Origin of the sequence: Amycolatopsis circi (assembly GCF_003385235.1) — a bacterium.
In the GTDB taxonomy this organism is placed as follows: domain Bacteria; phylum Actinomycetota; class Actinomycetes; order Mycobacteriales; family Pseudonocardiaceae; genus Amycolatopsis; species Amycolatopsis circi.
The window spans coordinates 1-24,688 of record NZ_PQIA01000005.1; the positions used below are offsets into that span (position 1 = coordinate 1).

The 24,688-nt window shown below is 67.4% G+C and carries 18 protein-coding genes and 1 riboswitch; of the genes, 6 read left to right on the forward strand and 12 right to left on the reverse strand.

The window, feature by feature from the left end:
* Positions 1–52: 52 nt before the first annotated feature.
* A complete protein-coding gene (locus D0D37_RS02005) occupies positions 53–1,291 on the forward strand; it encodes an FAD-dependent oxidoreductase (protein WP_162834044.1) in 1,239 nt (412 codons plus the stop codon).
* 744 nt (positions 1,292–2,035) lie between these two features.
* Here D0D37_RS02005 and D0D37_RS02010 read toward each other — a convergent pair.
* From D0D37_RS02010 to D0D37_RS02055, 9 genes are all read right to left on the reverse strand, one after another.
* Positions 2,036–2,806, reverse strand: coding sequence for a fumarylacetoacetate hydrolase family protein (locus tag D0D37_RS02010; protein WP_116198764.1), 771 nt, complete (start codon positions 2,804–2,806; stop codon positions 2,036–2,038).
* Positions 2,807–3,081: 275 nt separating this feature from the next.
* On the reverse strand, positions 3,082–4,752 hold the full coding sequence (cimA, locus tag D0D37_RS02015) for a citramalate synthase (protein ID WP_116198765.1): 1,671 nt from the start codon (positions 4,750–4,752) through the stop codon (positions 3,082–3,084).
* A gap of 210 nt (positions 4,753–4,962) precedes the next feature.
* Positions 4,963–5,967 carry an ABC transporter substrate-binding protein gene (locus D0D37_RS02020; protein ID WP_116198766.1) on the reverse strand — a complete coding sequence of 335 codons (1,005 nt, stop codon included), beginning with the start codon at positions 5,965–5,967 and terminating at the stop codon, positions 4,963–4,965.
* Positions 5,960–6,748, reverse strand: a complete 789-nt coding sequence (locus tag D0D37_RS02025) for an ABC transporter ATP-binding protein (RefSeq protein WP_116198767.1) — start codon at positions 6,746–6,748, stop codon at positions 5,960–5,962. The genes D0D37_RS02020 and D0D37_RS02025 overlap by 8 nt, the downstream gene beginning before the upstream one ends.
* Positions 6,749–7,822, reverse strand: a complete 1,074-nt coding sequence (locus D0D37_RS02030) for a FecCD family ABC transporter permease (protein WP_208719755.1) — start codon at positions 7,820–7,822, stop codon at positions 6,749–6,751.
* 1,089 nt (positions 7,823–8,911) lie between these two features.
* A riboswitch (cobalamin riboswitch) is annotated at positions 8,912–9,039 on the reverse strand.
* Between the two features lie 7 nt (positions 9,040–9,046).
* Positions 9,047–10,087: a 3-isopropylmalate dehydrogenase gene (locus D0D37_RS02040; protein ID WP_116198770.1), complete on the reverse strand. Its 1,041-nt coding sequence runs from the start codon at positions 10,085–10,087 to the stop codon at positions 9,047–9,049.
* Between the two features lie 262 nt (positions 10,088–10,349).
* Complete coding sequence (locus D0D37_RS02045; protein ID WP_162834045.1) at positions 10,350–13,682, reverse strand: S8 family peptidase; 3,333 nt, start codon at positions 13,680–13,682, stop codon at positions 10,350–10,352.
* Positions 13,683–13,932: 250 nt separating this feature from the next.
* Positions 13,933–15,531 carry a phosphoglycerate dehydrogenase gene (gene serA / locus D0D37_RS02050; RefSeq protein ID WP_116198771.1) on the reverse strand — a complete coding sequence of 533 codons (1,599 nt, stop codon included), beginning with the start codon at positions 15,529–15,531 and terminating at the stop codon, positions 13,933–13,935.
* 80 nt (positions 15,532–15,611) lie between these two features.
* Positions 15,612–16,211 carry a TetR/AcrR family transcriptional regulator gene (locus D0D37_RS02055; protein ID WP_116198772.1) on the reverse strand — a complete coding sequence of 200 codons (600 nt, stop codon included), beginning with the start codon at positions 16,209–16,211 and terminating at the stop codon, positions 15,612–15,614.
* 206 nt (positions 16,212–16,417) lie between these two features.
* Here D0D37_RS02055 and D0D37_RS02060 point away from each other — a divergent pair, with 206 nt between their 5' ends.
* From D0D37_RS02060 to D0D37_RS02075, 4 genes are all read left to right on the forward strand, one after another.
* Entirely contained in the window at positions 16,418–17,263 is an 846-nt protein-coding gene (locus tag D0D37_RS02060; protein ID WP_116198773.1) for a TIGR03620 family F420-dependent LLM class oxidoreductase, read from the forward strand.
* Positions 17,264–17,593: 330 nt separating this feature from the next.
* Complete coding sequence (locus tag D0D37_RS02065) at positions 17,594–18,220, forward strand: DUF1345 domain-containing protein (protein WP_116198774.1); 627 nt, start codon at positions 17,594–17,596, stop codon at positions 18,218–18,220.
* Positions 18,221–18,377: 157 nt separating this feature from the next.
* Entirely contained in the window at positions 18,378–19,724 is a 1,347-nt protein-coding gene (locus D0D37_RS02070; RefSeq protein WP_116198775.1) for an ankyrin repeat domain-containing protein, read from the forward strand.
* 95 nt (positions 19,725–19,819) lie between these two features.
* Positions 19,820–20,716, forward strand: coding sequence for a nuclear transport factor 2 family protein (locus tag D0D37_RS02075; protein ID WP_116198776.1), 897 nt, complete (start codon positions 19,820–19,822; stop codon positions 20,714–20,716).
* A gap of 811 nt (positions 20,717–21,527) precedes the next feature.
* Here the strand turns inward: D0D37_RS02075 and D0D37_RS02080 are convergent.
* The 3 genes from D0D37_RS02080 to D0D37_RS02090 form a co-directional block, all read right to left on the reverse strand.
* Positions 21,528–22,556 (reverse strand): MerR family transcriptional regulator, encoded by a 1,029-nt coding sequence (locus tag D0D37_RS02080; protein WP_116198777.1) that lies wholly within the window; start codon positions 22,554–22,556, stop codon positions 21,528–21,530.
* Positions 22,550–23,230 (reverse strand): HEAT repeat domain-containing protein, encoded by a 681-nt coding sequence (locus tag D0D37_RS02085; protein ID WP_116198778.1) that lies wholly within the window; start codon positions 23,228–23,230, stop codon positions 22,550–22,552. Before D0D37_RS02085 ends, D0D37_RS02080 begins: the two co-directional genes overlap by 7 nt.
* 109 nt (positions 23,231–23,339) lie before the next feature.
* Positions 23,340–23,879, reverse strand: coding sequence for a cupin domain-containing protein (locus D0D37_RS02090; RefSeq protein ID WP_116198779.1), 540 nt, complete (start codon positions 23,877–23,879; stop codon positions 23,340–23,342).
* Between the two features lie 105 nt (positions 23,880–23,984).
* Between D0D37_RS02090 and D0D37_RS02095 the strand changes: the two genes are divergently transcribed.
* A complete protein-coding gene (locus tag D0D37_RS02095; protein ID WP_116198846.1) occupies positions 23,985–24,545 on the forward strand; it encodes a TetR/AcrR family transcriptional regulator in 561 nt (186 codons plus the stop codon).
* Positions 24,546–24,688: the final 143 nt, after the last annotated feature.

The window sequence follows — 24,688 nt, forward strand, 5'->3', positions numbered from 1 at the left end:
GGTGCATTCTCAACTTATTCAACAAGTGATGAAAACAGGGGAGATGGGAAAGATGACCGAGCACACGGGGTGCGTCATCGTCGGCGGCCGACCGGCAGGCATGGTGGCGGGTTTGCTCCTGGCCCGAGCGGGCGTAGAAGTCACGGTGCTGGAGAAGCACGCAGATTTCCTGCGCGATTTCCGCGGCGACACCGTCCACCCGTCCACCCTCACGCTCCTGGACGAGCTGGGCCTTGGCGAGAAGTTCGAGGCGCTGCCGCAGAGCAAGATGACCACAGTCGGCCTCCCGACGCCCGACGGCGACCAGTTGACCATCGCCGACATGTCGCTGCTGAAGGTCCCCCGCCCCTACGTCGCGATGGTCCCCCAATGGGATTTCCTAGACCTTCTCGCCGAAACAGCGCAGAAAGAACCGACTTTCACCCTGCGCCTGGAAACCGAAATGACCGGCCTCCTCCGCTCCGGCCGCCAGGTCACCGGCGTCCGCTACCGCACCGCCGACGGCACCGAAGGCGAGCTAACGGCCAACCTCGTAATAGCCGCCGACGGCCGCTGGTCCCTGGCTCGCCGCTCCGCCGGCCTCACCCCGCGCGAGTACTACACCCCGTTCGACGCCTGGTGGTTCCGGCTTTCCCGCAAGCCCGAAGAGCGGGAAGCCAGCTTGACGGCGCGGATGAGCAAGGGACACCTCGCAGTGCCGTTGCCGCGCAAGGGCTACTACCAGATCGCCTACCTGGCGCCGAAGGGCAAAGACCTGAACGAGGCAGGCATCGAAAGCTTCCGCCGAGACATCGCCGAGGTCTGCCCGGAATTCGCCGACCGGGTGCACGAGCTGACCTCCATGGACGACGTCAAGTTCCTCGACGTCCGCCTCAACCGCCTGAACCGCTGGCACGTCGACGGCCTGCTCTGCATCGGCGACGCCGCCCACGCGATGTCACCGGTAGGCGGCGTCGGAATCAACCTGGCAGTACAAGACGCCGTCGCCGCCGCGAGGCTACTGGCCGACCCACTCCTCCGAGGCAGGCCGACCGAGCAGAACCTCACCGCTGTCCGCCGCCGTCGCCTCCTGCCGACCGTCGCCGTCCAGGGACTGCAACGCGTTCTCCACCGCCGCGTGATAGGCCCCGTAATGACCGGCCGCGCCGACGGACCCCCGTCCCAGTTGATCGCACTGTTCAGGCGCTTCCCGCAACTCTCCCGCGTCCCGGCACTCCTCATCGGCGTAGGCATCCGCCGGGAATCCGCACCAGCCTTCGCCCGCCGCCCAGCAGAACCGGCCAGCCGCTAACCCCGCGACCAGCGAGTCGCCGCCAAACGGCAACGGCTCTTACCCGCGGCAAGTACCGCCCGCCACCCACCGGCAAGTCCGCCGGTGGGCCATGGCCGGACAACGGCAACTCGTTTCACCATCACCCGGCGACAACGTCGCCACCCACCCGGCAACAGATGCCTCGCCATCAAACGGCAACCCCGCACGCCACTCGCCAGCGGCAGACCTACCTCGCCACTGAACGGCTAACACTCCCCACCGCTCAGCAGCCGAGCACCCCAGACGCTCTCGCCGCTCACCGGCAACAGCACCGGCCACTCGCCGATAGCCTTCGAAGAACCGAGCCACCGATCCTCGAAGCATCGACTCGCAACTGAACGCCAGCCACCCTTTCGCCGCTCACCGGCAACGGCCCCCGCTGGTCAACACCGCGACCGCCAACTGCCTCTCGCCACCCAGTGGCGACAAGATCGCCCACTCGCCAACCGAGTACCACTCGTCTTTCGCCACTCAGCGGCAAAAGCGCCGACCACTCCCCGACCGGGGCACCAGGCACCATTCGCCATTCAGCGGCAACGGCCCCGCATGCCCGCCAACCCGGCACCAGCAACCCGCTCGCCGCTCAACGGCGACAGCCCAAGCCACCGCCGCGACCCCACCCCGTCGACCGGAAAACCAGCCCCGACCAGGGATTCGCCACTAAACGGCAACACCCGAAACCACCCACCGAACCCCTGTCGCCAAAAAACGGCGACAGGCAGCTCAGAGGTCCTGCACCGGGTTCGTCAGAGTGCCGATGCCGTCGATCGTGATGGAGACTGACTGCCCGTCGACGATCGGACCGACGCCTTCCGGCGTGCCGGTGAGGATCACGTCGCCGGGAAGAAGCGTCATCACCCGCGACACGAACTCGACCAGCTCGGGCACCTTGTGCACGAGATCGGAAGTCCGGCCGTCCTGCTTCAGTTCGCCGTCGACCTCGCTGCGGAGCGCCAGGTCGGACGGGTCGATCGACGTGTCGATCCACGGGCCGAGCGGGCAGAAGGTGTCGAACCCCTTCGCCCGGCCCCACTGGCCGTCGGACTTCTGCAGGTCGCGCGCGCTCACGTCGTTCGCGACCGTGTAGCCGAGGATCGCACTGGCCGCGCGGGCCGCGGGCACGTTCTTGACCGGCTGCCCGATGACGACCGCGAGTTCACCCTCGAAGTCGACGCGACCGACATCCGCCGGCCGACGGATCGGAGCGTTCGGCCCGATCACCGTCGTCGACGGCTTGATGAACAGCATCGGCGCGGACGGCACCTCGTTGCCGAACTCCGCCGCGTGCTTCGCGTAGTTCCGGCCGACAGCGATCACCTTCGACGGCAGGATCGGCGCGAGCAGCCGGACGTCAGCCAGCGGCCAGCGCTTGCCGGTGAAGTTCGGCTGGCCGAACGGATGTTCCGCGATCTCCAGGACCTGGGCATCGTCACCGTCCCCCTCGATCGAAGCGAACGCGACACCACTGGGATGAGCAATACGAGCTAGACGCACAACACCAGTCTACGTATACGCACCGACTGTCGCGCACCCCGAGCACGTGCGACAGTCCCCCTCGCTCCGTTAGCCGCGAAAAGACCTCTGACACCAGCCGACCAGCCGTCACCTCACTGGCGCGAATGGACCCTTCACGCCATCAGGAAGCGACCAATCTCAGCACAGCACCAACGCGAACAGCTGCCAACGGACCCGCTCACGAGCCGCAATACCCGCGACACGAAGGCCACGGCGCACAAACGTCCCAACGCGACTCACCCGCACGGCCCGACTCACCCGCCCACAGCCGCCACCCCCAGCTCAGGCACCGACTGCTCCAGCTCCGACGCGACCGTCAGGCTCTTGTGGACCAGCGCATCACACAACGCCAGCCAACTCGCCTCGACGATGCTGCCGTGCACTCCCACAGTCGTCCATTCGTGTTCGCCGTCACTAGTTTCAAGAAGCACCCGCGTGACGGCATCCGTCCCCGGGTTCGACGGCAGGATCCGCACCTTGTAATCAGCCAGCTCCATGCTGTCCAACCAGGACAGATACGGCAGCAACGCCTGGCGCAGCGCCGCGTCGAGGGCGTGCACCGGGCCGTTCCCCTCCGCGGTGGCGATGACCCTCTCGCCCGCGACATGCACCTTCACCGTCGCTTCAGACACAACCTCGCCATCCGGACGGTGGTCCAGCACCACCCGATACGACTCGAGTTCGAACGGCGGCGGATCCGACTTCTCGCCGGAAACCTCCTCGACCTCGCGGCGCAGCAACAGGCCCAGCGAGGCGTCGGCCGCCTCGAACGACCAGCCTTCCGATTCGAGTTCCTTCACCTTCCGCACCGCGTTCGTGAGTGCGTCAGGCCGGCCGGCAAGGTCGACCCCGAGCTCACGTCCCTTGAGCTCGAGACTGGCCCTGCCGGCCATCTCCGTGACCAGTACCCGCATGCCGTTGCCGACAGAAGACGGATCGATGTGGTTGTACAACAACGGATCCACCTTGATCGCGCTCGCGTGCAGCCCCGCCTTGTGGGCGAAAGCGGACGACCCGACGTAAGCCTGGTGGGTGTCGGGTGCGAGGTTGGCGATTTCGGCCAAAGCATGGGAGACGCGAGTGAGCTCGGCGGTGCCTCCGGTCGGGAGGACCTCCATTCCGAGCTTGGTCACGAGGTTTCCCGCCACGGCGAACAGGTCGGCGTTGCCTGCCCGCTCCCCGTAGCCGTTCGCGGTGCACTGCACGTGCGTCGCGCCGGCCTGTACCGCGGCGACAGAATTCGCCACAGCACAGGAAGTATCATCCTGGCAATGGATTCCGAGCCGGAATCCGGTCTTTTCCTTGATCTCGCCTACGGTTTCAGCAAGCCCAAGCGGCAGTTGTCCCCCATTGGTGTCGCACAGCACGAGCACGTCCGCACCGGCGTGCGCCGCCGCGTCGAGCACTCGCAGCGAGGTCTCGGGCGAGAAAGCGTAGCCGTCGAAAAAGTGTTCTGCGTCAAGGAAAACGCGGCGTCCTTCGCCGACAAGGAACTCGACCGTGTCACGCACCATCGCGCACGCCTCGTCGACGTCGACCCGCAGTGCCCGTTCGATGTGCCGAAGGTCCGATTTGGCCACCAATGTGATGATCGGTGCCTCCGAATCCAAGAGTGCACGGACCTGCGGATCTTTCTCGGCCGCGGCCCCCGCCTTGCGCGTGGATCCGAACGCGACGAGCGCAGCGTGCTTGAGCGGTAATTCTCCTTTTGCCGCACGGGAAAAGAACTCCGTGTCCTTCGGCAACGCACCCGGCCAGCCGCCCTCGATGAACCCGACACCCAGCTCGTCCAACAGCCGCGCGACGGCCAGTTTGTCCGTGACGGAGTAGGTGATTCCTTCGCGCTGAGCACCGTCGCGCAAAGTGGTGTCATAGAGGTGGAAGGCATCGCCGAGCGGCGTGCCAGCGGGTTCCGTGCGGGTCACGGTGTTCTCCTTGTGGCGGGGAAGAACCTGGTCCAGGCAACAAAAAAACCTCCCGCATGGGTGCGAGAGGTTGCGCGCCGGTAGCTCTTGTGGAGCGTCTATCCGGCGCGCAAGGCAATAATGATGGAGATGGCGGTCATGCCGGACATCATGCCACAGCCTCGCCCGGCTTCCAAACGCCGGGCGAAGCTTCCCACCTTCTGAGAGCCGTCAGCCGGGCAGATTGGCCAGGTAGCGACCGAATTCCTCGACCGCGGCAGCATTTCGCGGCCCCTCCACCAAAGCCGCGTACGGCAGCGCGAAGAAGCGTCCTTCCTTCACTGCCGGGATGTCGCGCAGGCCGGGACGCGAGCGGAGGAAGTTCTCCTTGTCGGCCACGCTGCCGACCTCGCCGCCGTAGTCGTTGATGAGAATGACGTCCGGTGCCCGCTGGATCACGGCTTCCCAGCTGACACTGGTCCAGCTGTCGTTGAGGTCCGCGAAGATGTTGGCACCACCCGATTTGGTGATGATTTCGTCCGGGCCCGCGTTGCGTCCGGAGGTGAATGGCTGGTCACGGCCGTCGTCGTAGAGGAAGACCTTGGGCTTCGGCCGTCCGGCCGGCACCGCGTTCGTGACAGCGGCGACCCGTGCGCGGTACTCTTCGATCAAACGTTCTGCACGATCACTGATTCCGAACATTTTCCCCAAATTGCGCACATCTGTGTACAGCGCGTCGAGCGGTCGCATGATGCCTCGCTGCTTGCCATTGCCGTTGCGGCACGCCTCGGTCAACAAGTAGCTGGAGATGCCCAGCTTCCCGAGGGAATCCGGGGTGAACCCGGTCGCCTCCGAGAAGCCGTAGTTCCAGCCCGCGAACACGAGGTCTGCTCCCGCGCCCTGCACCACCTCGCGGTTGATCTTCTCGGCGAGCTTGGGCACCTTGGCGAAATCGGCTTTCCAGGGCGACGATGCCACCCCGCTGGACTGTCCTTTGTCGACCACGTAACCGGCCATCCGGTCGCCCAAGCCGAGCGCGAACATCAGCTCGGTGATGCCGATGTCATTCGTCACGACCCGGGAAGGAGGGCGAGACACGGTCAACGACGAACCGCAGTTGGCCACCGTCACGGGAAACCCGGCCGGGGCCGCTCCGCTGTCCCCTTCGGACATTTGAGCGCCGCATCCGGTGGCAACGAGGGCGACCGTCACGATCAACGCGACTGTCCTACGCATGACTGTCCTCCTGGGACTCGAGCCGGTCGAACAACAACTGCGGACGCCCCGTAGCGGGATGCGGCACCACGTGCCCGCGCACCCCGAACACATCGGCGAGCAAGGCAGGCGTGAGCACCTCGGCCGGGGTTCCGCTCGCGACGAGGCGACCGTGATCGAGCACGTGCACCATGTCGCACACGGCTGCGGCCAGGTTCAAATCGTGGAGCGCGGCCAGCACCGTCGGCCCGCTGGCACGAGCGAGCGCGAGGACTTCGAGCTGGTGCCGGATGTCGAGATGGTTGGTCGGCTCGTCGAGCACCAGGAGCCGTGGCTGCTGAGCGAGTGCACGCGCGATCAGCACGCGTTGCCGTTCGCCGCCGGACAAGGTGAGCACGCCTCGGTCCGTCAGGTGCGCCAAGCCGACTTGGTCCAGCGCGGCGGCACACAGCTGATGGTCGGCTGCGCTCATGCGGTCGAGCAGGCCGTGGTGCGGCATTCGCCCCATCGCCACCACTTCGGCGACGGTGAAGTCGAACTCCGCATGCGATTCCTGCGCGACCGCGGCGATCGCGCGCGCCCGCTTCCGTGGTGCCATGCCGTCCACCGGCTGGCCGTCGACCAGCACAGCTCCGGCGGACGGTTTGAGCACCTGGTAGACGGCACGCAGCGTCGTCGACTTTCCGCTGCCGTTCGGACCGAGCAGTCCGACGAATTGGCCTTGCCGGGCTTCGAGGGTCACGTCGTCAACCAGCTTGCGACCGGCCGCGGTCACGCTGACGCCGTTGAGCGAGAGGTCCATTCACGCCCCTCCGAACACATACGAGCGACGGCGCATCAACAGAAGGAAGGCTGGTACCCCGACTGCCGCGGTAAGCACCCCGATCGGCAACTCCTCGGGTGCGGCGAGCACCCGCGCCGCGACGTCCACCCATACCAAGAAAACCGCGCCGGCAAGCGGCGCGACCGCAAGCACCCGGCGATGATCAGCGCCGACGACCAACCGCACCAGATGCGGAAGGATCAGGCCGACGAATCCGATCGCTCCGCTCACCGCGACCAAAACGCCAGTCATAGCAGCGCAAACGATGAACAGGAGAATCCTCAGCTTCCCGACGTCAACGCCGAGAGTCGTCGCCGCTTCGTCGCCCATGGCGAGCGCGTTGAGCCGGCCGGCCAGCGCCAGCAACAACAGAACCCCGCCGACCACCACGATCGCGGCGATCGGCAATGTGCCCCAGTTCGCGCCGGCGAGACTTCCAAGAAGCCAAAACAGCGCCGACCGCGCGGCCTCGCCGTTCGGTGCTTGGAAGACGATCACCGTGGTGATCGCGAAAAACCCGTAAGACAACGTCGTCCCAGTGAGCACTAGCCGCAGCTGCGTAAGGCCTTGCCGCGTACGGGCGACGAGATAAACGATCAAAGTCGCGGCGAGCGCAGCCACGAACGCTCCGACCGACAAGGCATAGATTCCGAGCGACGCGAAGACGCCGAACAATGTCACCGCCGTCGCCCCGACGGATGCGCCGGAGGAAATCCCCAGCACGTACGGCTCGGCGAGCGCGTTGCGCACCATCGCTTGAATCGCGACACCGACAGTCGACAACCCAGCACCGACGACCACCGCGAGCAGAACGCGAGGAAGCCGAAGGTCCCAGATGATCCGGTACTGCCCGACCTCGTCCGGGCCGATCGTCCCGCCGAACAACCCAGCGCGGAGAAAGGCCCACGTGTGAGTGACCGGCACAGCCACTGTCCCGATCCCGACGGCGATGACAATCGACCCGAGCAACGCCACCCCCAGCCCGAGAAGCAGCGGCGTCAACGGCCGTCGCCGCTGAACGGCAACCGCCCCGACCTGGGATTCGCCACTCAACGGCGACGCACCCGGCTGGCTCCGGGATTTGCCGCTCAACGGCGACGCACCCCGCCGGCTTCGGGATTTGCCGCTCAGCGGCGAAACGTTCCCCTCCCCGGGAGATTGGCCATCCAACGGCGAGACGACGCGAGCGCTGAAGCCGGTCGGGTCACGGCTGACCGAGTCGTCGGCCAGCGGCTCGTCGATCGGTGGCTCGCCACGGCGCAGCTCGTTGCCGTGGAATGGCGAATCCTCCGCCGCCGTGCCCGGTCGACTCAGGTCGGGCGCATCGCGATTGCCGATGGACTGTGAAGCGACTGAACCGTCTTCGCCACCCAGCGGCGAAACGGTTGATGGACTGCCATCGCACGAACCCGGACCGTCCGAGGCGCAGTCGCCGCCCAGTGGCGAAACATCCGAAGCGTCGCGGTCAGCGGGACGGGAACCAGCCGACACACCCTCGCCGTCAGACGGCGAACCATCGGAGTCGCCACCGGTTGAACTCGAACCATCCGCGTCACCGGCGCGTGTACCCAGACCGTCCGAGGCGCTGTCGCCCGGCGGCGAAACGCCCAAGCCACCACCAGCGCGCGAACTCGAACGAGCCGACCAGCCGTCGCCGCCAGATAGCAAATGATCCGCGGCACCGCCACCACGCGGACTCGAACGAGCCGATACGCCGTCGCCGCTCAGCGGCGAAAGAGCCGGATCAGAGTCGCCGCTAGATGGCGAACGGTCAGAAGCGTCCTCGCCATCAAGGGGCGATGGGCCTGAACCACCAGACCCATCCGCCAGCGAACCACCACCGGACGGCCCCGAAGCACTGTCGCCGCCCAACGGCGAAAACGAGCGGCCCCCGCGAACTGCCGAAGAACCCCCAGCACGAGCAGGTGGCGAAACCCCACCAGAACCACCGTCGCCAAAACCCGGCGAATCCCCAGCCCCGCCGACCACAGGCCCAAGACAAGCAGAACGTTCTTCAGACGAAGGCGAAGACGAAAACGAAGACACCACCGGCGACGACCCAATCGAGACATTGGGCCCGCAAAAGACGGCAGCCGCCAACGGCGGGAGTGTCGTCTCCCGCAGACCACGACGGGAGGGGACGAGGTTCGAGGAACCTCCGCCGGTATCGGGCTCGCCTTCGGCTCCAGAGAAAAGGAGCCGAAGGCCTACCGTTGCGGGTCAGCGCCGGATTTCGACCGGCTTCCGCGGCGGGGGTCCGAAAAACTCAGGACGGGGTCAGCCGGCCTGACGGGCGTTCGACGAGACCAGCGCGGCGAGGCGGTCGCCGATGGCCTGGGTAGCGCCCGGCGACGACTGGTCGCGCGTGGCGAGATCGAAGGCCACCGAGGCCTCGATCCGCCGCGCCGCTTCCTTCTGGCCCAGGTGGTCCAGCAGGAGCGACACCGACAGCACCGCGGCGGTCGGGTCGGCGAGACCCTGGCCGGCGATGTCCGGCGCGCTGCCGTGCACCGGCTCGAACATGCTCGGGTTCCGGCGCGTGATGTCGAGGTTGCCGCTGGCCGCGAGGCCGATGCCGCCGGTCACCGCGGCCGCGAGGTCGGTGATGATGTCCCCGAACAGGTTGTCGGTGACCATCACGTCGAACCGCGACGGGTCGGTGACCAGGTGGATCGTGGCGGCGTCCACGTGCGAGTACGCGACGGTGACGTCCGGGTGCTCCAGCGAAACCTCTTCGACGATCCGCGACCACAACGAACCGGCGTGCTCGAGCACGTTGGTCTTGTGGACGAGCGTCAGGTGCTTGCGCGGACGCTCTTCGGCACGGTTGAACGCGTCCACGACCACGCGCCGCACGCCGAAGGCCGTGTTGACGCTGACCTCGGTGGCGATCTCGTGCTCGGTGTCCTTGCGCAGCAGACCGCCGTTGCCCGCGTACGGGCCTTCGGTGCCTTCGCGCACCACGACCATGTCGACGTCCCCGGCGTCGGCCAGCGGGCCGCGCACCCCGGGATACAGCCGCGCCGGGCGCAGGTTCACGTGGTGGTCCAGTTCGAACCGCAGCCGCAGCAGCAGGCCGCGCTCGAGGATCCCGCTGGGCACTGTCGGGTCGCCGACCGCGCCGAGCAGGATCGCGTCGTGCTGGCGCAGTTCGCCGAGCACCGACTCCGGGAGCAGCTCCCCGGTGGCGTGCCACCGCGAGGCGCCGAGGTCGTAGTTCGTGATCTCCGCCGCCGGTGCTACCTCACCGAGCACCTTGAGCGCTTCGGAGACCACCTCGGGCCCGATCCCGTCCCCTGGGATCACCGCGAGCCGCATCCACACACCTCCGTAGCCCAGGCCACCGGGCGCACCGATGGCCCATTCGCACAAAAACGCCAGCAGCGGAAGGTTACCGGCCGTAGACAAGGTGCCGTAGCCGCACCACCCTTATGCCGCATCCTCCCACAGGGTGAGACACCCGTTCGGGCGAACGGAAACGGGGGCTTGCCCAGGCCGGACAGCCTTGGCAAGCCCCCGCGTCCCGCGATGCGGCCGCTTCCGCAGCTCACCTCAAGTTCCCCTCAAAGGGTGAACCAGGTCAGCCGCGCGGTACCTCCGATTCGATCCGCACGACCGAGGCGCGCTGCCCGGTCGCGTTGTGGTGCTCGATCGCCAGCAGGCCCTTCGCCTTGTCCCCGGCGACGGCGGCCTTGTTGCGGTTGACCACCAAAGCCGTGCCCGGCTTGGCGACGTAACCCAGCGCCGCGTCGCCGCCGCCCTGGACCGAGTACGCCGGCGCGAGCGCGTCGAACGACAGCGGAGTGCTGACCTGGTCGATCAACCCGTTCGAAGTACCCGGCGCGACGTAGTACCCGGCGGTGCCCACCGTGTAGCTGATCCGGTGCGACGCCTCCTTCGGGTCGATGCCGAGCGCGGCGATGCTGACCGGCAGCACCATCACGTTCGAGTCGAACACGTTGGTGTCGACGTCGCCGAGCTGTCCGTTGATCGCCTGCAGGTCCACCGACGGGTTGCCCGGCTTGGTCAGCGACACCGTGTTGACGAGCAGCACGTCCGATCCCGTCGCCTTCGTCACGAAGGTTTCGAAGTCCGGCTTGCCGTCGCCGTTGGTGTCGATGTCCACGAACGGCACGGTGTTGCTGCCGAGGTTCGCGAAATCGCTCCAGGTCGTGATCCCGAACGCCAGCGTCGCGTTCTCCGGCTCACCCTGCGCCTTGGCGAGCGGGGCCGTCGACGCCGCGCCGATGTAGCGCAGGTCGCCGCCCTTCGCGGTGCGGTTGAGGGTGCAGTCGGACGAGACGTGCGAGTCGCATTCCGGCAGCTGCGGCGATTCGGCCTGCAGTTCGAGCACGCTGATCAGCGAGCGGTACCGCTGGGAACCGCTGCCCTGGTCGATGCCCTTGCCCGCGAGGTTCAGCACGGCCTGGTCGGCGTTCGCGCCGAAGCGCACGCCGCCCGGGGTGGTGATCGCCGAAACCGGCTTCGGCGACGAGTACACGGCCACCCGCAGCGGAACGGTCCCGCCGTTCTTCGGGGTGAACGCGACCCGGCCCGAAGCGTCGGCCACGAACTGCCGGGCGAGCCCGGCCTGCGAAGCCGCCATGGTCGGGTCGAGAACCTTGCGCAGCGCCTTCGGGTCGGTGATCTTCAGCGTCACCTTGACCGTCGCGACCCCGCGCGGGTTCAGCTTCACCGAACTCTTGTCCACTGTGTACTCGACACCAGGCAGGTTGTTGACCGCCTCGTAGCCCACCGAGTACTCAGCCGCCTTGACGCCCTTGTTGACCACCTTGATCGTCTTGCTCAAGGTGACCGGACCAGCCGCCTCGACAGTGCCGAACGTGACGCTCACCGCGCCCGGGTCGTCCTGCACGTACGCGAGAACCTGGTTGTCCAGCGCGGCTTTCGCGTCGATCCGGCCGGCACCGACGCGCTGCGGGCCGTAGGTGTGGCCAGCGCCGTCGGTGATGTCGTGCACCGCGGTGCCCACGACGTCGGCCTTGACCTCCTCGACGCTCCAGTCCGGATGCGCCTGGCGGACCAGCGCCGTGATGCCCGACGTGTGCGGCGCGGCCATCGACGTGCCCGAGATGACCAGCCGCTCGTTGCCGCTGCCGCGGAACGCCGACGTGATCGTGTCGCCAGGAGCGGCGACGTCCGGCTTCACCGACGGACCGCGTCCGCCGCGCGAGGTGAACGAGCTGGGAGTGTCCACGATGGACTGGTCGTAGGTCTGCAGCGTCGTCCGGCCGGCTCCGTACAGCCGCACGGTCAGCGTGCCCGCGGTCAAGCCCGCCCGCACGGCCTGGGTGGCCTTGCCGGTGAGCTGGAACATCGGAACCGCCGCGTTGCCCGCGATACCCGCGCCGAAATGCTCCACAGTGGACGAAAGCAGCACGCCCTTCGCGCCCGCGGCCTGCGCGTTGTTGGCCCGGGCGGCGGAACCGCACGGCCGGGTGGCGTCGTTGTCGTCCCACTCCAGCCACGCGATCTTGCCCGCGACCTTTGCCTTGTCCTCAGCCGAATAGGCGGCGCAACCGGCGTTGTTGCCGGCCGAAATCGGCACCACCGGTGCGGTGAGGTCGAGGGTGTCGTAGCCGGTGTACTCCTGGCTGTACTGGCCCGGCTGCTGCCCCGCGGTCGGCGTCTTGATCTCGACCGCGTCCCGCAGTTCGCCCGCGTCGCGGCTGCTGGCCACGGTGAGCGCTTCCGGCGTGTTGCCCGGCGAACCGGCGATGTCGTTGAGGTCGCCGCCGTTGCCCGCCGAGATCACCGGCAGCACGTTGTTCTGCGCGAGCTTGCGCACGAACAGCGAGTCCGGGTCGTCCGGCGCGCCGAAGTCGCTGCCCAGCGAGAGGTTCACGACGTCGAGGTGGTCGGTGAAGTCGCCGTCGCCGTCCGGGTCGAGCGCCCAGTCAAGAGCCTGCGACGTGACGTTCGTGGAACCCTTGCAGCCGAACACCTTGATCGCGTACAGCAGCGACTTCGGCGCGGTGCCCGGCCCGATCCGCATGGCGTCGAGCTTCTTCTTGTTCAGCTTCTTGTAATCGCCGTTAAACGTGCTGCCGTCGGCGTTGACGCCGTAGCCGCCGATCGTGCCCGCGACGTGCGTGCCGTGCTCGCCGCACGCGATCGGGTTGGGGTCCGGTTTCGGCGTCGGCGATCCGGTCTTGCCCGCCGAGTCGTAGTCGTCGCCGACGAGGTCGGTGCCGCCGACCACCTTGGCGCTCGGGAACAACGGCGACGGCTTCGTCCGGTCGACCGCCTTGTACGCCTCGGGCGTGCCGGGACCGCCGAAGTCGGCGTGGGTGTAGTCGATGCCGTCGTCGATCACGCCGACGCGGATGTTGTCGCCGAACTTGCCGGTTTTCTGCCAGCTGGCAAGCGTGTTGGTGAGCTGTTCGGCACTCGCGTTGGTGCGGTTCTTCGGCACGACAGTACGCACCGAGACGACGTCCGGCCGTTCCGCGAGCTGCCGGATCTTGGCCGCGTCTGCGGTGACGACAGCGCCGGGCACCGCGTTGGCCGTCTGCGTCACCAGCTTCGTGCCCGCATCCGCGGAACGCAGCTGTCCGACGACGGAGTCGACCGCCGCGGCGACGTCGGCCTTGGCCGCCTTCGCCGCCTGCTTGGCCTTCTCCTTGCCCTTGCCCTGCTCCTCCTTGAACGCGTCCACCGCAGGTTTCTTGGCCAGCTCGACGAACGCGGTGATCTGCCCCTGCGCCGCGCTCAGCCGGGGCGAAAGCTTGCCCTGCACCTTGCTCGCGTCGACTTTCGCCGGAGCGACCGGCTCGGCCAGCGGCGCGCTCTGCGCGGACGCCGCGGGAATGGCGACGGCAGCCGCCAGCACCACCGCGGAACCCACGACCACCGAGCGGGCAGCCCACCCGGGCAACCGGGTTCTGCTCATGAGTAACCCCTTCTCGAGGCCCGGATCACGAACCTGCCCGCGCTCCCCACTCGCACCCCCGACGGTGAGCACCGGCGCCGCACCGTGCTCTCACGGCGCGTGGTTCAGCCTCGAGGCAAGAACCTAACTGTCCGAAACCCCTACTTTCGTGCGGAAAAAGCTCCGTTACCCGAATGTTGCCGGTACGGGCGAACGACAGAACGGCCCCTCTCCCGGAGTCCGGGAAAGGGGCCGTTGAGCGGAATCGGGACTAGCTGAAGTCGACGGCGCGGATGGTGTGCGCCCCGATGGTGGCACCGATCGGCTCGAGCACGTTGGCGTCCACGTGCCGGTCGACGCGCAGCAGCATGATCGAATCGGAACCGTCGGTGCTCTGGCTGATCTGCGCGGCCTCGATGTTGATGCCCGCCTCGCCGAGCAGCGTGCCGACGCGGCCCATCACGCCCGGGCGGTCCGGGTACTCGATGACCAGCACGTCGCCCTCGGCGCGGAGGTCGAAGTGCCTGCCCTTGACCTCGACGATCTTCTCGACCTCGTCCTTGCCGGTGACCGAACCGGAGACGGTGAGCGTCGCGCCGTCGCCGTGCACCGCGCGAAGGGTGACCAGGCTGCGGAACTTCGGGCTCTCCGACTCGGAAACCAGTTCGGCCTGCACGCCGAGTTCCTCGGCCAGGCGCGGCGCGTTCACGAAGGTGACCTGGTCCTCGACCACGCCCGCGAACAGCCCGCGCAGCGCCGCCAGCTTCAGCACCGCGGTGTCTTCGCTGGAGATCTCGCCCTTGACCTCGACGGTCAGCGACGTCGGGGCCTTCGGGTTCAGCGCGGTCAGCACCTGGCCGAGCTTCTGGGTGAGCGACAGGTACGGCCGGACGTGCTCGCCGACCGCGCCGCCACCGGACACGTTCACCGCGTCCGGCACGAAGTCGCCGCGCAGCGCCAGCAGCACCGAACGCGCCACGTCCGTGCCCGCGCGGTCCTGCGCCTCGGCGGTGGACGCGCCGAGGTGCGGCGTGACGACGACGTTCGGCAGGTTGAACAGCGGGCTCTCGGTGGTCGGCTCGGTGACGAACACGTCGATGCCCGCGCCGCCGACGTGGCCGCTGCGCACCGAATCGGCCAGCGCCTCCTCGACGATGAGACCGCCGCGGGCGGCATTGACGATGATCACGCCGGGCTTGGTCTTCTTGAGCGCCTCGGCGTCGATGAGGCCCTTGGTCTCCGGCGTCTTCGGCAGGTGGATGGAGATCGCGTCGGCGCGTTCCAGCAGCTCGTCGAGGGTGACCAGCTCGATGCCCAGCTGGGCGGCGCGCGCGGCCGAGACGTAGGGGTCGTACGCGATGAGCTTGGCCCCGAAGGCAGCGAGCCGCTGGGCGAACAGCTGGCCGATCTTGCCGAGGCCGACGACGCCGACCGTCTTGCCGTTGATCTCGACGCCGGAGAACGAGCTGCGCTTCCACTCGCCGCCGCGCAGGCTCTGGTCGGCGGCAGGAACGCGGCGGGCGACCGCGAGCAGCAGCGCGACCGCGTGCTCGGCTGCGGAGACGATGTTCGACGTCGGCGCGTTCACCACGAGCACGCCGCGCTCGGTGGCGGCCGGGACCTCGACGTTGTCCAGCCCGACGCCCGCGCGGGCGACGACCTTCAGCTGAGTGGTCGCCCCGAGCACCTCGGCGTCGACCTTGGTGGCGGATCGGACCAAGAGCGCGTCGGCGCTCTTCACCGCCTCGAGCAGAGCGGGACGGTCGGTGCCGTCCACGTGCCGGACCTCTACCTCTTCACCGAACACACTCAGCACGGAGGGCGCGAGCTTCTCCGCGATGAGGACTACGGGTTTGCTGGGCTTGGTCACGATGCGGCTCCCACTATCTGGTCACGAAATCGAGGACGCTCTCTCGCGGCGCACGTCGTTGTGCCCGGACTCGCGGGAGTTTAACGCGGTGCGCTGACAGCCCGCTGCCCCCGCTGTTCACTTGTTCGTAATCCGGTGAAGACAAGCGCCATCAGGCGCTCTGTGCCACCTTCGCCCGGCAGGTGGGATCCGGCCCAGGAAGCGCCGTGCAGCAGCAAAAGCAGCTCCTGGACGGTCACGTCAGCACGGAAAACGCCGGCCGCCTGCGCCCTGTCCACTAGGTGGGACGCGGCGACCCGCATCGCTTCACAGGAAGCGTGCAGCCGCGACTCCGGATCGTCGAAGGCGTCGGCCAGCATTTCGGTAAGCCCACGGTAAACGGCGGAGGTCTCGCCGAAGCCGATGAGCCAGGTGTAGAGCCCGTCGAGCGGATCATCCGCGAGGAGCAGCTCGCGCGCCTTTTCCGCCTGGGTGTCGAACCGGTCCCGCAGCAGCTTCTCGATCAGGTCTTCCCTGGTCGGGAAGTGCCGGTAGAGGGTGCCGATCCCGACGCCGGCGCTGCGGGCGACTTCCTCGAGCGAGGCGTCGACGCCGCGCTCGGCGAAGGCGCGCCTCGCTTCGGTCAGCAGGCGTTCGTAGTTGCGGCGGGCGTCCGCGCGCATCGGCTTGGCGTCGGTCATCTCGGGATCGAGCTTATCCCTTGGCAAATCGGAGGATACCTCCGTATATTAACCGGAGGCAGCCTCTGGTTATGCGGTGCGTCCTCAGTGGACCTACCAGCCGGCTGCGCCGGGATCGACGCCGCGCTTCCGCGGCCTGGGAATTTCTTGGAGTCTGTTGTGGATGTGTTCGCAATGCTGACCGTCAGCGCGGGAGAGGTGGCGCCATGACGGTCGGAATTTGGACGTTTGCCTTTGACGGCAAGGAAATCGGCGAAGTACGGGCGGCTGCCCGCGAGGTCGAGTCGCTGGGTTTCGCTGCGCTGTGGTTCGGCGAATACCGAGGTCGGGAGGCGTTCACTCAGGCCGCGTTGCTGCTCGAAGCGACCACGAAGTTGACTGTGGCGACTGGGATCGCCCGCTTTTCCGAACGAACGGCAGCGTCCGCCGAAGCTGCCGGACGCACGTTGACCGAGGCGTATCCAGGCCGGTTCACGCTCGGGCTAGGCGGGCACCGGCCTGGCGGCGGAGGCAGTGCGATGCAGGACTATCTAGACGCCATGGATGCGGCAGACCTGGACTCCCCCGCTGGTGGCGCTTCTAGTGCTCGGCCACGTCGGCTGCTAGCCGCCCTCGGACCGAAGATGCTGAAACTAGCGGCGACCCGAACCGGCGGCGCCCACACGTATTTCGTCCCGCCGGAACACACAGCGTTCGCCCGGGAAACGATGGGACCCGACGCTTACCTCGCCGCCGAACAAGCCGTCGTCCTCGACGCGGATCCCTTGCGGGCACGACAAATCGCCCGCGAACACGTCGCCGGATACGTCCGCATGGCCGCACACCAACGGGCGAATCTGCGCCGCCTCGGCTACTCCGAGGAAGATCTGGCCGACGGCGGCAGCGACCGTCTCGTCGACGCGATCGTGGCCCATCGCGGCGAGAAGGAAGTCGCCGACCGAGTCCGCGCACACCTAGACGCCGGCGCGGACCACGTCTGCGTCCAGGTCCTCGGCGCCGGCCCGGAGATTCCGGTGGACGGCTGGCGTCGCCTCGCGTCGCTGGTGCTCTGATCCCGGTGGGGCTTTCGGCGCTTCTCACCGAAAGCCCCACGCCGACTCGTTCCCGGCGTCTCGCCAAAATCCGGTTACTGGCCGATCTCCGGTTGCCGACGCCGCCCCGCCGACTGTGGGAAACCCCAGCTCACCACCGATTCGCCAGTGAGCGGCGAAACCGCCCCCTGCCGCGTACCGCCACCTCCACCTTTACCGGAGACATCCCCCGCGAACACGGAACTTCCCCTGAACAGGCGACCCCGCCCGAACTGTTTCGCCGCCCAGCGGCGACAACCCCGCTGTTATCTTCGCGAGACGCCTCGCCCGCGTTCGCCCCCGGAGCCGCCGGTGTTCACGAAACTCGCCATCGCCGCGTCCCGGATGGTCGAACTCGTCCTGCTGGCGCTGGGGATCGTCACCCTCGTCAAGGACGACACCGTCCTCGTCCTTCTCTGCTGGGATCTGCTCGCGCTGGTCTATCTAGGCATCCGGGTCGCCCGCGTGTCCCGTAGCCGAAAAATCGACCACACCGACGCCCGCTGGCTGAAAGGCGTTCTCGGCCGTCGGCTCGGACTGCTCTTCACCCTGTTGACCAGCCTCGTCGGCATCACCGGCGGACTGGCGATCGTGCTGCCGGAAACGACCGGCATCGACCCGACCGAGGCGAAAGTCGTCGGCGTACCCGCAGTCCTGCTGGCCTGGGCGATCCTGCACTTCGGCTACGCGGAACGCTACGCCCAGATGTACTACGACAGCCTCCCGACGCAACACTTCCGCTTCCCCGAAACCGAACGCCCCACGCTGGCCGATTTCACCTATTTCGCGTTCACCATCGGAACGAGCTTCGCGGTCTCGGACGTCGAAACGCGGACGACGTCGATCCGTTCCCTGGTACTCGCGCACAGCGTCCTGTCGTTCATGTACAACACAGCCACGCTCGGCATCGCTGTCGGCGTCATCACCGGCGGACATTGACCCTTTTGAGTTACAGTGTTTCTCGCGCGGCAGGGGCCGCGTCCTGTCCGCGGAAAGGGCTGAGCCCACCCCCGTTACCACGAGTTGCCGAGCTTTCCTTCTTCCCTGCCCGGTGCCGGCGGACCACGGGGCGCGCAAGGGAAGGAAGGACTCCCTGATGACGGCCTTGCCCGCCAACCCCGACCTCGGTCAGCTCCGCAAACAGGCGAAGGAACTCGCCCGCGCCGACTCGGTACCGCTGACGGAAGCGCAGTTCCGACTCGCTCGCCGCTACGGATTCCCTAGCTGGCCACAGCTTCAGGCGTACGTCCGCCGAATCGCCGAGCACGGCCCGGACGTCCAGCACGCCTACCACCAGGACGTCGAGTACTACCGCGGCCGCGCCATCGGCCTCCTCGCTTCAGCCGAAGACGACACCCCAGCCGCGCGCACCGCCTTCGACCGCCACGAACAACCGCTCACCCGCACCGGCGCATTAACCGTCGTCGCCCGGGAGCATGGCTTCCCGACTTGGCGAGCATTGAAGGCCCATGTCGAGGATTTGCCGAAAAACGGCGAACCGTTCGCCCGGGCGTATCAGCTGGTAGAAGCCCGAGATGTGGACGGCCTGTCAACATTGCTTGCCGAAGCCCCGCACCTGGCCCACGCCCGGGGCACCAACGGGAACGATCTGCTCGGCATGGCCTCCGCGACCCATGACGAACACCTCGTCCGCATCCTGCTCGCCCACGGTGCCGATCCCGCGCGAGCCAACGCACACGGTTGGACTGCCTTACATCAAGCCGCCTACAGCAACTTACCACTGATCGCCGACATCTTGATCAACGCTGGCGCGCCCTTAACGGTCTCAGGCCGCGGCGACGGCGGAACCCCGCTCGTTGTGGCCTTATTTTGGGGAAATCGCGCTGTTGCCGAAAAACTGGCAACGCACGAACGGTCCCCTCACAACCTCCGCGTCGCAGCCGGTCTCGGCGACGAAGCACTGCTGGATGAACTCGTCAGTCCAAAGGGGACTCTTTCGCCCGCGGCCGGCGCACACCGTGAGTTCTACCGTCCACACAGCGGTTTCCCCTTCTGGCAACCAACAAATGACGCCACAGAAATCCTCGACGAAGCGCTGTCCTGGGCCGCGCGCAACAACCACGCCGCCGCACTCCGCACCCTGACCTCACGCGGCGCAAACCCAGACGCCGACGTCTACCGCGGCACCGCCCTCACCTGGGCAGCGACGTGTGGCCACTTAGCGGCAACAGAGACCCTGCTGGCACTGGGCGCGAACGTCAACCAGGTCGGCACCTTCGGCGGCCCGCGCCACGGCGTCGGCGTCACGGCTCTGCACCTGGCCGCCCAATGCAACCGATTGGACGTCATCGAAATCCTCGTAGCCGCCGGCGCAGACCTCACCGCGCGCGATGCCCTCTGGGACAGCACCCCCGAAGGCTGGGCCGAAGCGTGCGACAGCCCAGCCGCTCAAGAACTACTGCACCGCCTCAGTCGCCACTAATCGGCAACTCTCCGCCCACTGGACAACCGGAGTCTGTAGTCCGTATCGTAACGGACTACAGACTCCGGTTACTCCAACCTCCTGCGGAGACCCTCATGCCCACCCCACGCGACCTGTTCGACCAACTCTCCACCGGAATCACCGACGGCCGCTTCGCCGACCTGGCACAGCTCTACGCCGAAGACACCGTCGTGGAACACCCCACCGCAGTACCGAGGCCCGGCCGTTTGGAAGGCCGCGCCGCGCTGCACGACCGTTTCGTCAGCGGTCTGGGCCAAACCCTTCGCCTCAAACGCCACGACGTGACCGTCCACGAAACCGCCGACCCCGAGGTCATCGTCGCCGAATACCAGTACACAGCGGAGTCGCGGAAAACCGGCCGGACGACCGAAACGGCCAACATCCAAGTCCTTCGCGCACGCGACGGACTCCTCGCTCACACCCGCGACTATCACGACTACCTGCGCCTGGCCGCCATCCAAAACGCAACCGCCGGCCTAGTCGAGGCATACGCACAAGCCCCCGCATACGAACCTCGCCCCACTGCACCACGCCCAGCTGAGCTTTTCTCCGCGGACAGCCGTGAAGGCGTATTCCAACGAGTCGTCTTCGGCGTCGCCGACGGACGCTGGTCCGAACTCCCGGACCTCTATGCGGCAAAAACCGATGTCCGACACCCGTTCCTGCCCGGCGCCCCGATCCTCCGCACCCGAGACGACCTGCGCGCCCACTTCACCGCAGGTGCCGCCGCAGGCTTCCGCATCGAGGTGACCGACCTGGTACTCCACCTGAGCAAAGACCCAGAAGTCATCATCGGCGAGTCGACCTACGTCGGCGAAACCAGCGTCGGGACGGCGTTCGAGCTGAACAACATCTTCGCAATGCGCATCCGCAACGGAGAGATCGTCGAATCCCGCGACTACGGCGACCACCTCGCTCTGGCCGCAGCCACCGGCCGCCTACCGGAACTGATCACCCGCGTCGCCGAATAGTGGCAACTCCTCCACGGTGTCGCCACTAAACGGCAACACCTCGGCCGACGCTCAACCGCCCTCGCCGCCGAACGGCAAATCTCACCGCTGCCGGACGTCCTGACCGCTCAACAGCAGCCCAACACCTCGTCGCCACTCAATGGCAACATCCCCATCAACGCTGGACCACGTCACCACACAGCGGCGGTCCAGCACAGCGTCGCCGCTTAACGGCGACCCGGCATCACGTCGCCGAGCGCCAACCGACCGGCCGTCGAAACCACTGTCGCCATTCAACGGCAACATCCACCACCACGTCCCGGCTACAGCGCAGCAAGTACTCAGCCAAACCGTCGCCACTCAGCGGCAAACCTCACGGCCAAGCTCGTCGCCGCTAGGCGGCAACGACTGCCACCGCGACCCTCGCCACTCAACGACAAAACGTCCGCAGCCGCAGCCGCAGCCGTCGCCGTCCGACGGCAAAACTCGCCGTCACGCTCGTCGTCGCGCCGCGGCAACGACTCCCCTTGCGGCCCCGCCATTCAGTGGCAAACGTCCCGCAGTCTCAGCTCTCGCCGCTCAGTGGCAACACCCTCCCGTCTCCGTCCCTGTCCGTCTCGCCACCCAACGGCGACCCCCCTCGCCTGGCCGCCAGCCGTTCCGACGGCTTTCGCCAACCAACGGCAATTCCTCCCGGAAGCCGCTCCCCAACCAGGCTCGGCTGTCGCCGCTGAACGGCAACGCGCCCCACCGCAACTTTTCGCCATTAATTGGCAAATGCCTCTGACCAGCACTGATCCCCCAGAATCTCCGCCAGCCAACCGCGCACGGCCTAGGTGCTTTCAGAGACCTCATCAGCGCCACCACGCTCTTCAACAACCTTCGCGAGAGCCGAAGCCACCAACGCCACAGCCCGGTCCTCATCCCCGGCCAACCGACGCAACGCCTCCCGAGCAAGCGTCCCTGGCATCTCCGCAAGCGCCTGCGTCAATCGGATCCGCACCGCGGAATCCGAAGGATGCGCCGCCGACGCATCGACCAAGGCGTCGACAATTCCCTCCACACCCCCATCCGCCAACGCGCCCAGAACCTCAGCCGCCTCGACGTCGTTTCGCCCCTCGACGACCATTCCGACAAGCGTCGGCACCGCCTCCTCAGCACCGCGCGCGCCCAAAGCAAGCGCCGCATGCCGACGGACCGCAGCATCTGAACCAGTTAGCGCATCCATCAACGCGGCAGTCGCCTCGTCGCCGGGCAACTCGATAAGCGCCAGGACCGCGCGACGACGGATGTCGGCGTTCTCCGAACGGAGACCGGACGCCACATTCGCCACCCCGTCGCCATCGGTCCGGGCTAGTGCCCATCGCAAGGCCCCGGCGACGTTCGGATCGGATTCAGCGAGAACTGCTTTGGCCAGTACTTCAGCAGGGACAGGCACATCGTCGACGGGAGCCAGGACGGTCTGCTGCCGACGGGCGGCACCAGGTGAACTGAGTCCGCGCAGCAGCTCGACGATGCGCAAGGCACCCTCCCATCCGGAGGGTGCCGAGGCATCGACCGCACGGAGCCGGTCTAGCAGCTCCTGCTCCCGCTTCAACCGGTCTTCAGTCCGCCGGATGAGGTCGCCTACCAGCTCGGACGGCACGAAGGCCGGATCTTCCAGCGCCCGGCCGATCTGCCGCAGAGACATCCCGAGCGACCGGAGGCTCTCCACGTGGAAGATCCGGCGGATGTCGTCGGCGGAGTACTCGCGATAGCCGCCCACGGTGCGACCGGTCGGCCGCACCAGCCCGAGGGCGTCGTAGTGCCGGAGCATCCGGGTACTCACCCCCGAGCGGCGGGCGACCTCGCCGATCAGCACGCGGTTTCCTGAGCCCGTTCCGGACCGAGCGCGACTATCCGTTTCGCCTCGTCCACAGCCTGGTCGAAACCGGCGTCCGGGTCGCGAAGCAGCCGCTCAGTGGCGACGGCGTGTGCCCGAACGGCCGGGTCGGCGCTCGTCAGCGAGGCCTCCAACGTCGGCTCGATCACGGGACCGAGGGCGACCAACGCACGGCTGAGGCTGAGCTGGACGGTCCGGTCACCGCGACCGAGTTGCGTCGCCAGTTCCGCGGCCAGTTCGGCCTTGTCCTCGTCTGGCACGAGGACGACAGCCGCCCGCCATGCGCTTCTCGCGACGTCGTCGTCGGCGTCGCGCAGCAGCGATCGGGTGATCGCTGGCCACACGTTCCGGTCGCCGATTTTGGACAACGTGTGCAGCGACTGGCTCCTGGCCTGCGCCACCGGGGACCGCAGCTCCGCGAGAAGCCGCGGCACCGTGTCCTCCGCCGGGAAGCGGGTCAACGCCCAAGTGAGCATGTCGCGCACGAAAAAGTCCGGCTCGATCGCGCACCTCGCGACGAGCGCTTCGACGAGACCAGGGCCGTCCGGGTGCGTTCCGATCGTCAGCGCGACCTGCAGCCGCGTCGACGAGTCCCCGGAGCCCAACGCCTCGATCAGCCGCGTGAGCTGGGAATTCATCTGTGTCGAGTTCATCGGGATCACCTCCGCCGACCAGTGAAGACCTTGTCACAATGTCAATGTCAAACCCGGCGGGCAAAAGATCAGCGAAGGAGCCGTCGCCGCTCAGTGGCGAAAGCCTGGTCTAAGCCCGATCCGCGCCGACAGCGACGCCGACGATCGTGCACGGTTCGATGCCGTGGTTTCGCCAGGCGTGCCGCGTGCCGTTCTGGATGACGACATCGCCTGCTCGCAAAACCGTCCGCTCGCCGTCGTCCAACTCCAAGGTGACCTCACCCGAGACGACCAGGACGTAATCGAGGCTGTCCGTGGTGTGCATGCCTGGCGCGTCGGGCTCCATCGCGGCGGCCGCGCCCGGTGCCTGCCGCTCCAGTTCTTCCCAGGCTGCCGTCAGATCGAGATCCGACGACGGCGTCAGCTCACCGGGTGCGATCGTGTTGATCATGAACCGCGAGCCGTCCCGCGGCGGGTAGTACGACTCGGCGCGACGCGGCGAGCCGTCGTCCGGGAACACCGCTCGCTCGTCCCGGCCCCACAGCCGGTAGATCGCGGAACCAGGCATCAGACCGGAAGTGATCGGCTCGACGGTGCCGTCGGCGACCACGCGGGCCTTGCCGTCGGAGTCATGTCCGGTGACTACTCGGCGAACCTTCGTGGGTGCCATTTTCCTCGCCCCTCAGTACGGCAGAGTATGGATACGGAAGCGTATTGATACGCCACCGTATCCATCGTGAACTGGGCCGTCAATACGGTGGCGTATCCTCCGCGCATGGTGAACCATTCGCCCCGGCTGTCGGCCCAGGACTGGACGCGAGCCGCGCTGAAGGCGATCGCGGACGGCGGGCTGGCCGCGGTCGGAGTCGAACCGCTCGCGCGGACGCTCGGCGTGACCAAAGGCAGTTTCTACGCGCACTTCCGCAACCGGGACGAGCTGATCACCGCGGCTCTCGCCGATTGGTGGCGAAACCACGGCGAGGCGGGGCTCGCCGAATACGCCGCGATCGCCGATCCGGGGCAACGGCTGCGCGAACTGCTCACCGCTGTGGTGCGCGCCGTCCAGCCGCTGGCGCCGTCGGTACACCTCAGCTTGCTCGGCGACCGCAACGACCCGCGGGTCAAGGAGGCGGTCAGCCGCGTCAACCAAGCCCGGCTGAACCTTCTGACCAGCACCTATCGCGAACTCGGCCTCCCGCCGGACCAGGCGGCGCACCGGGCGCGAGTCGTTTACGCAGCCATTCTGGGGCTGCAGCACCTGGCCCAAACCGAGCCGGATTCGCCGAATCCCGACGCACTCGCCGACGCGGCGGCCGCGATCTTCCTGCCGTCCTGACGGAGCAGCCCGCGCACACCGACCGCAGGCTCAGTTGCCTCCTGGCGGCGAATCCGACGGGACACCGTGTGGACCGGCAAAGGCAGATTCGCCGTAAATCGGCAAAACCCTGGTCGACGAAGCTTCAACCGACCTGAGGACCC

What these genes read in the sequence shown, in the direction of transcription:
- D0D37_RS02040 (WP_116198770.1), bottom strand. Translation starts at nt 10,087, where the DNA reads ATGCGGCTCGCGGTGATCCCAGGGGACGGGATCGGGCCCGAGGTGGTC.
- D0D37_RS02025 (WP_116198767.1), bottom strand. Translation starts at nt 6,748, where the DNA reads ATGGACCTCTCGCTCAACGGCGTCAGCGTGACCGCGGCCGGTCGCAAG.
- D0D37_RS02060 (WP_116198773.1), top strand. Translation starts at nt 16,418, where the DNA reads ATGACGGTCGGAATTTGGACGTTTGCCTTTGACGGCAAGGAAATCGGC.
- D0D37_RS02020 (WP_116198766.1), bottom strand. Translation starts at nt 5,967, where the DNA reads ATGCGTAGGACAGTCGCGTTGATCGTGACGGTCGCCCTCGTTGCCACC.
- D0D37_RS02085 (WP_116198778.1), bottom strand. Translation starts at nt 23,230, where the DNA reads ATGAACTCGACACAGATGAATTCCCAGCTCACGCGGCTGATCGAGGCG.
- D0D37_RS02090 (WP_116198779.1), bottom strand. Translation starts at nt 23,879, where the DNA reads ATGGCACCCACGAAGGTTCGCCGAGTAGTCACCGGACATGACTCCGAC.
- D0D37_RS02005 (WP_162834044.1), top strand. Translation starts at nt 53, where the DNA reads ATGACCGAGCACACGGGGTGCGTCATCGTCGGCGGCCGACCGGCAGGC.
- D0D37_RS02045 (WP_162834045.1), bottom strand. Translation starts at nt 13,682, where the DNA reads ATGAGCAGAACCCGGTTGCCCGGGTGGGCTGCCCGCTCGGTGGTCGTG.
- D0D37_RS02055 (WP_116198772.1), bottom strand. Translation starts at nt 16,211, where the DNA reads ATGACCGACGCCAAGCCGATGCGCGCGGACGCCCGCCGCAACTACGAA.
- D0D37_RS02075 (WP_116198776.1), top strand. Translation starts at nt 19,820, where the DNA reads ATGCCCACCCCACGCGACCTGTTCGACCAACTCTCCACCGGAATCACC.
- D0D37_RS02070 (WP_116198775.1), top strand. Translation starts at nt 18,378, where the DNA reads ATGACGGCCTTGCCCGCCAACCCCGACCTCGGTCAGCTCCGCAAACAG.
- D0D37_RS02095 (WP_116198846.1), top strand. Translation starts at nt 23,985, where the DNA reads ATGGTGAACCATTCGCCCCGGCTGTCGGCCCAGGACTGGACGCGAGCC.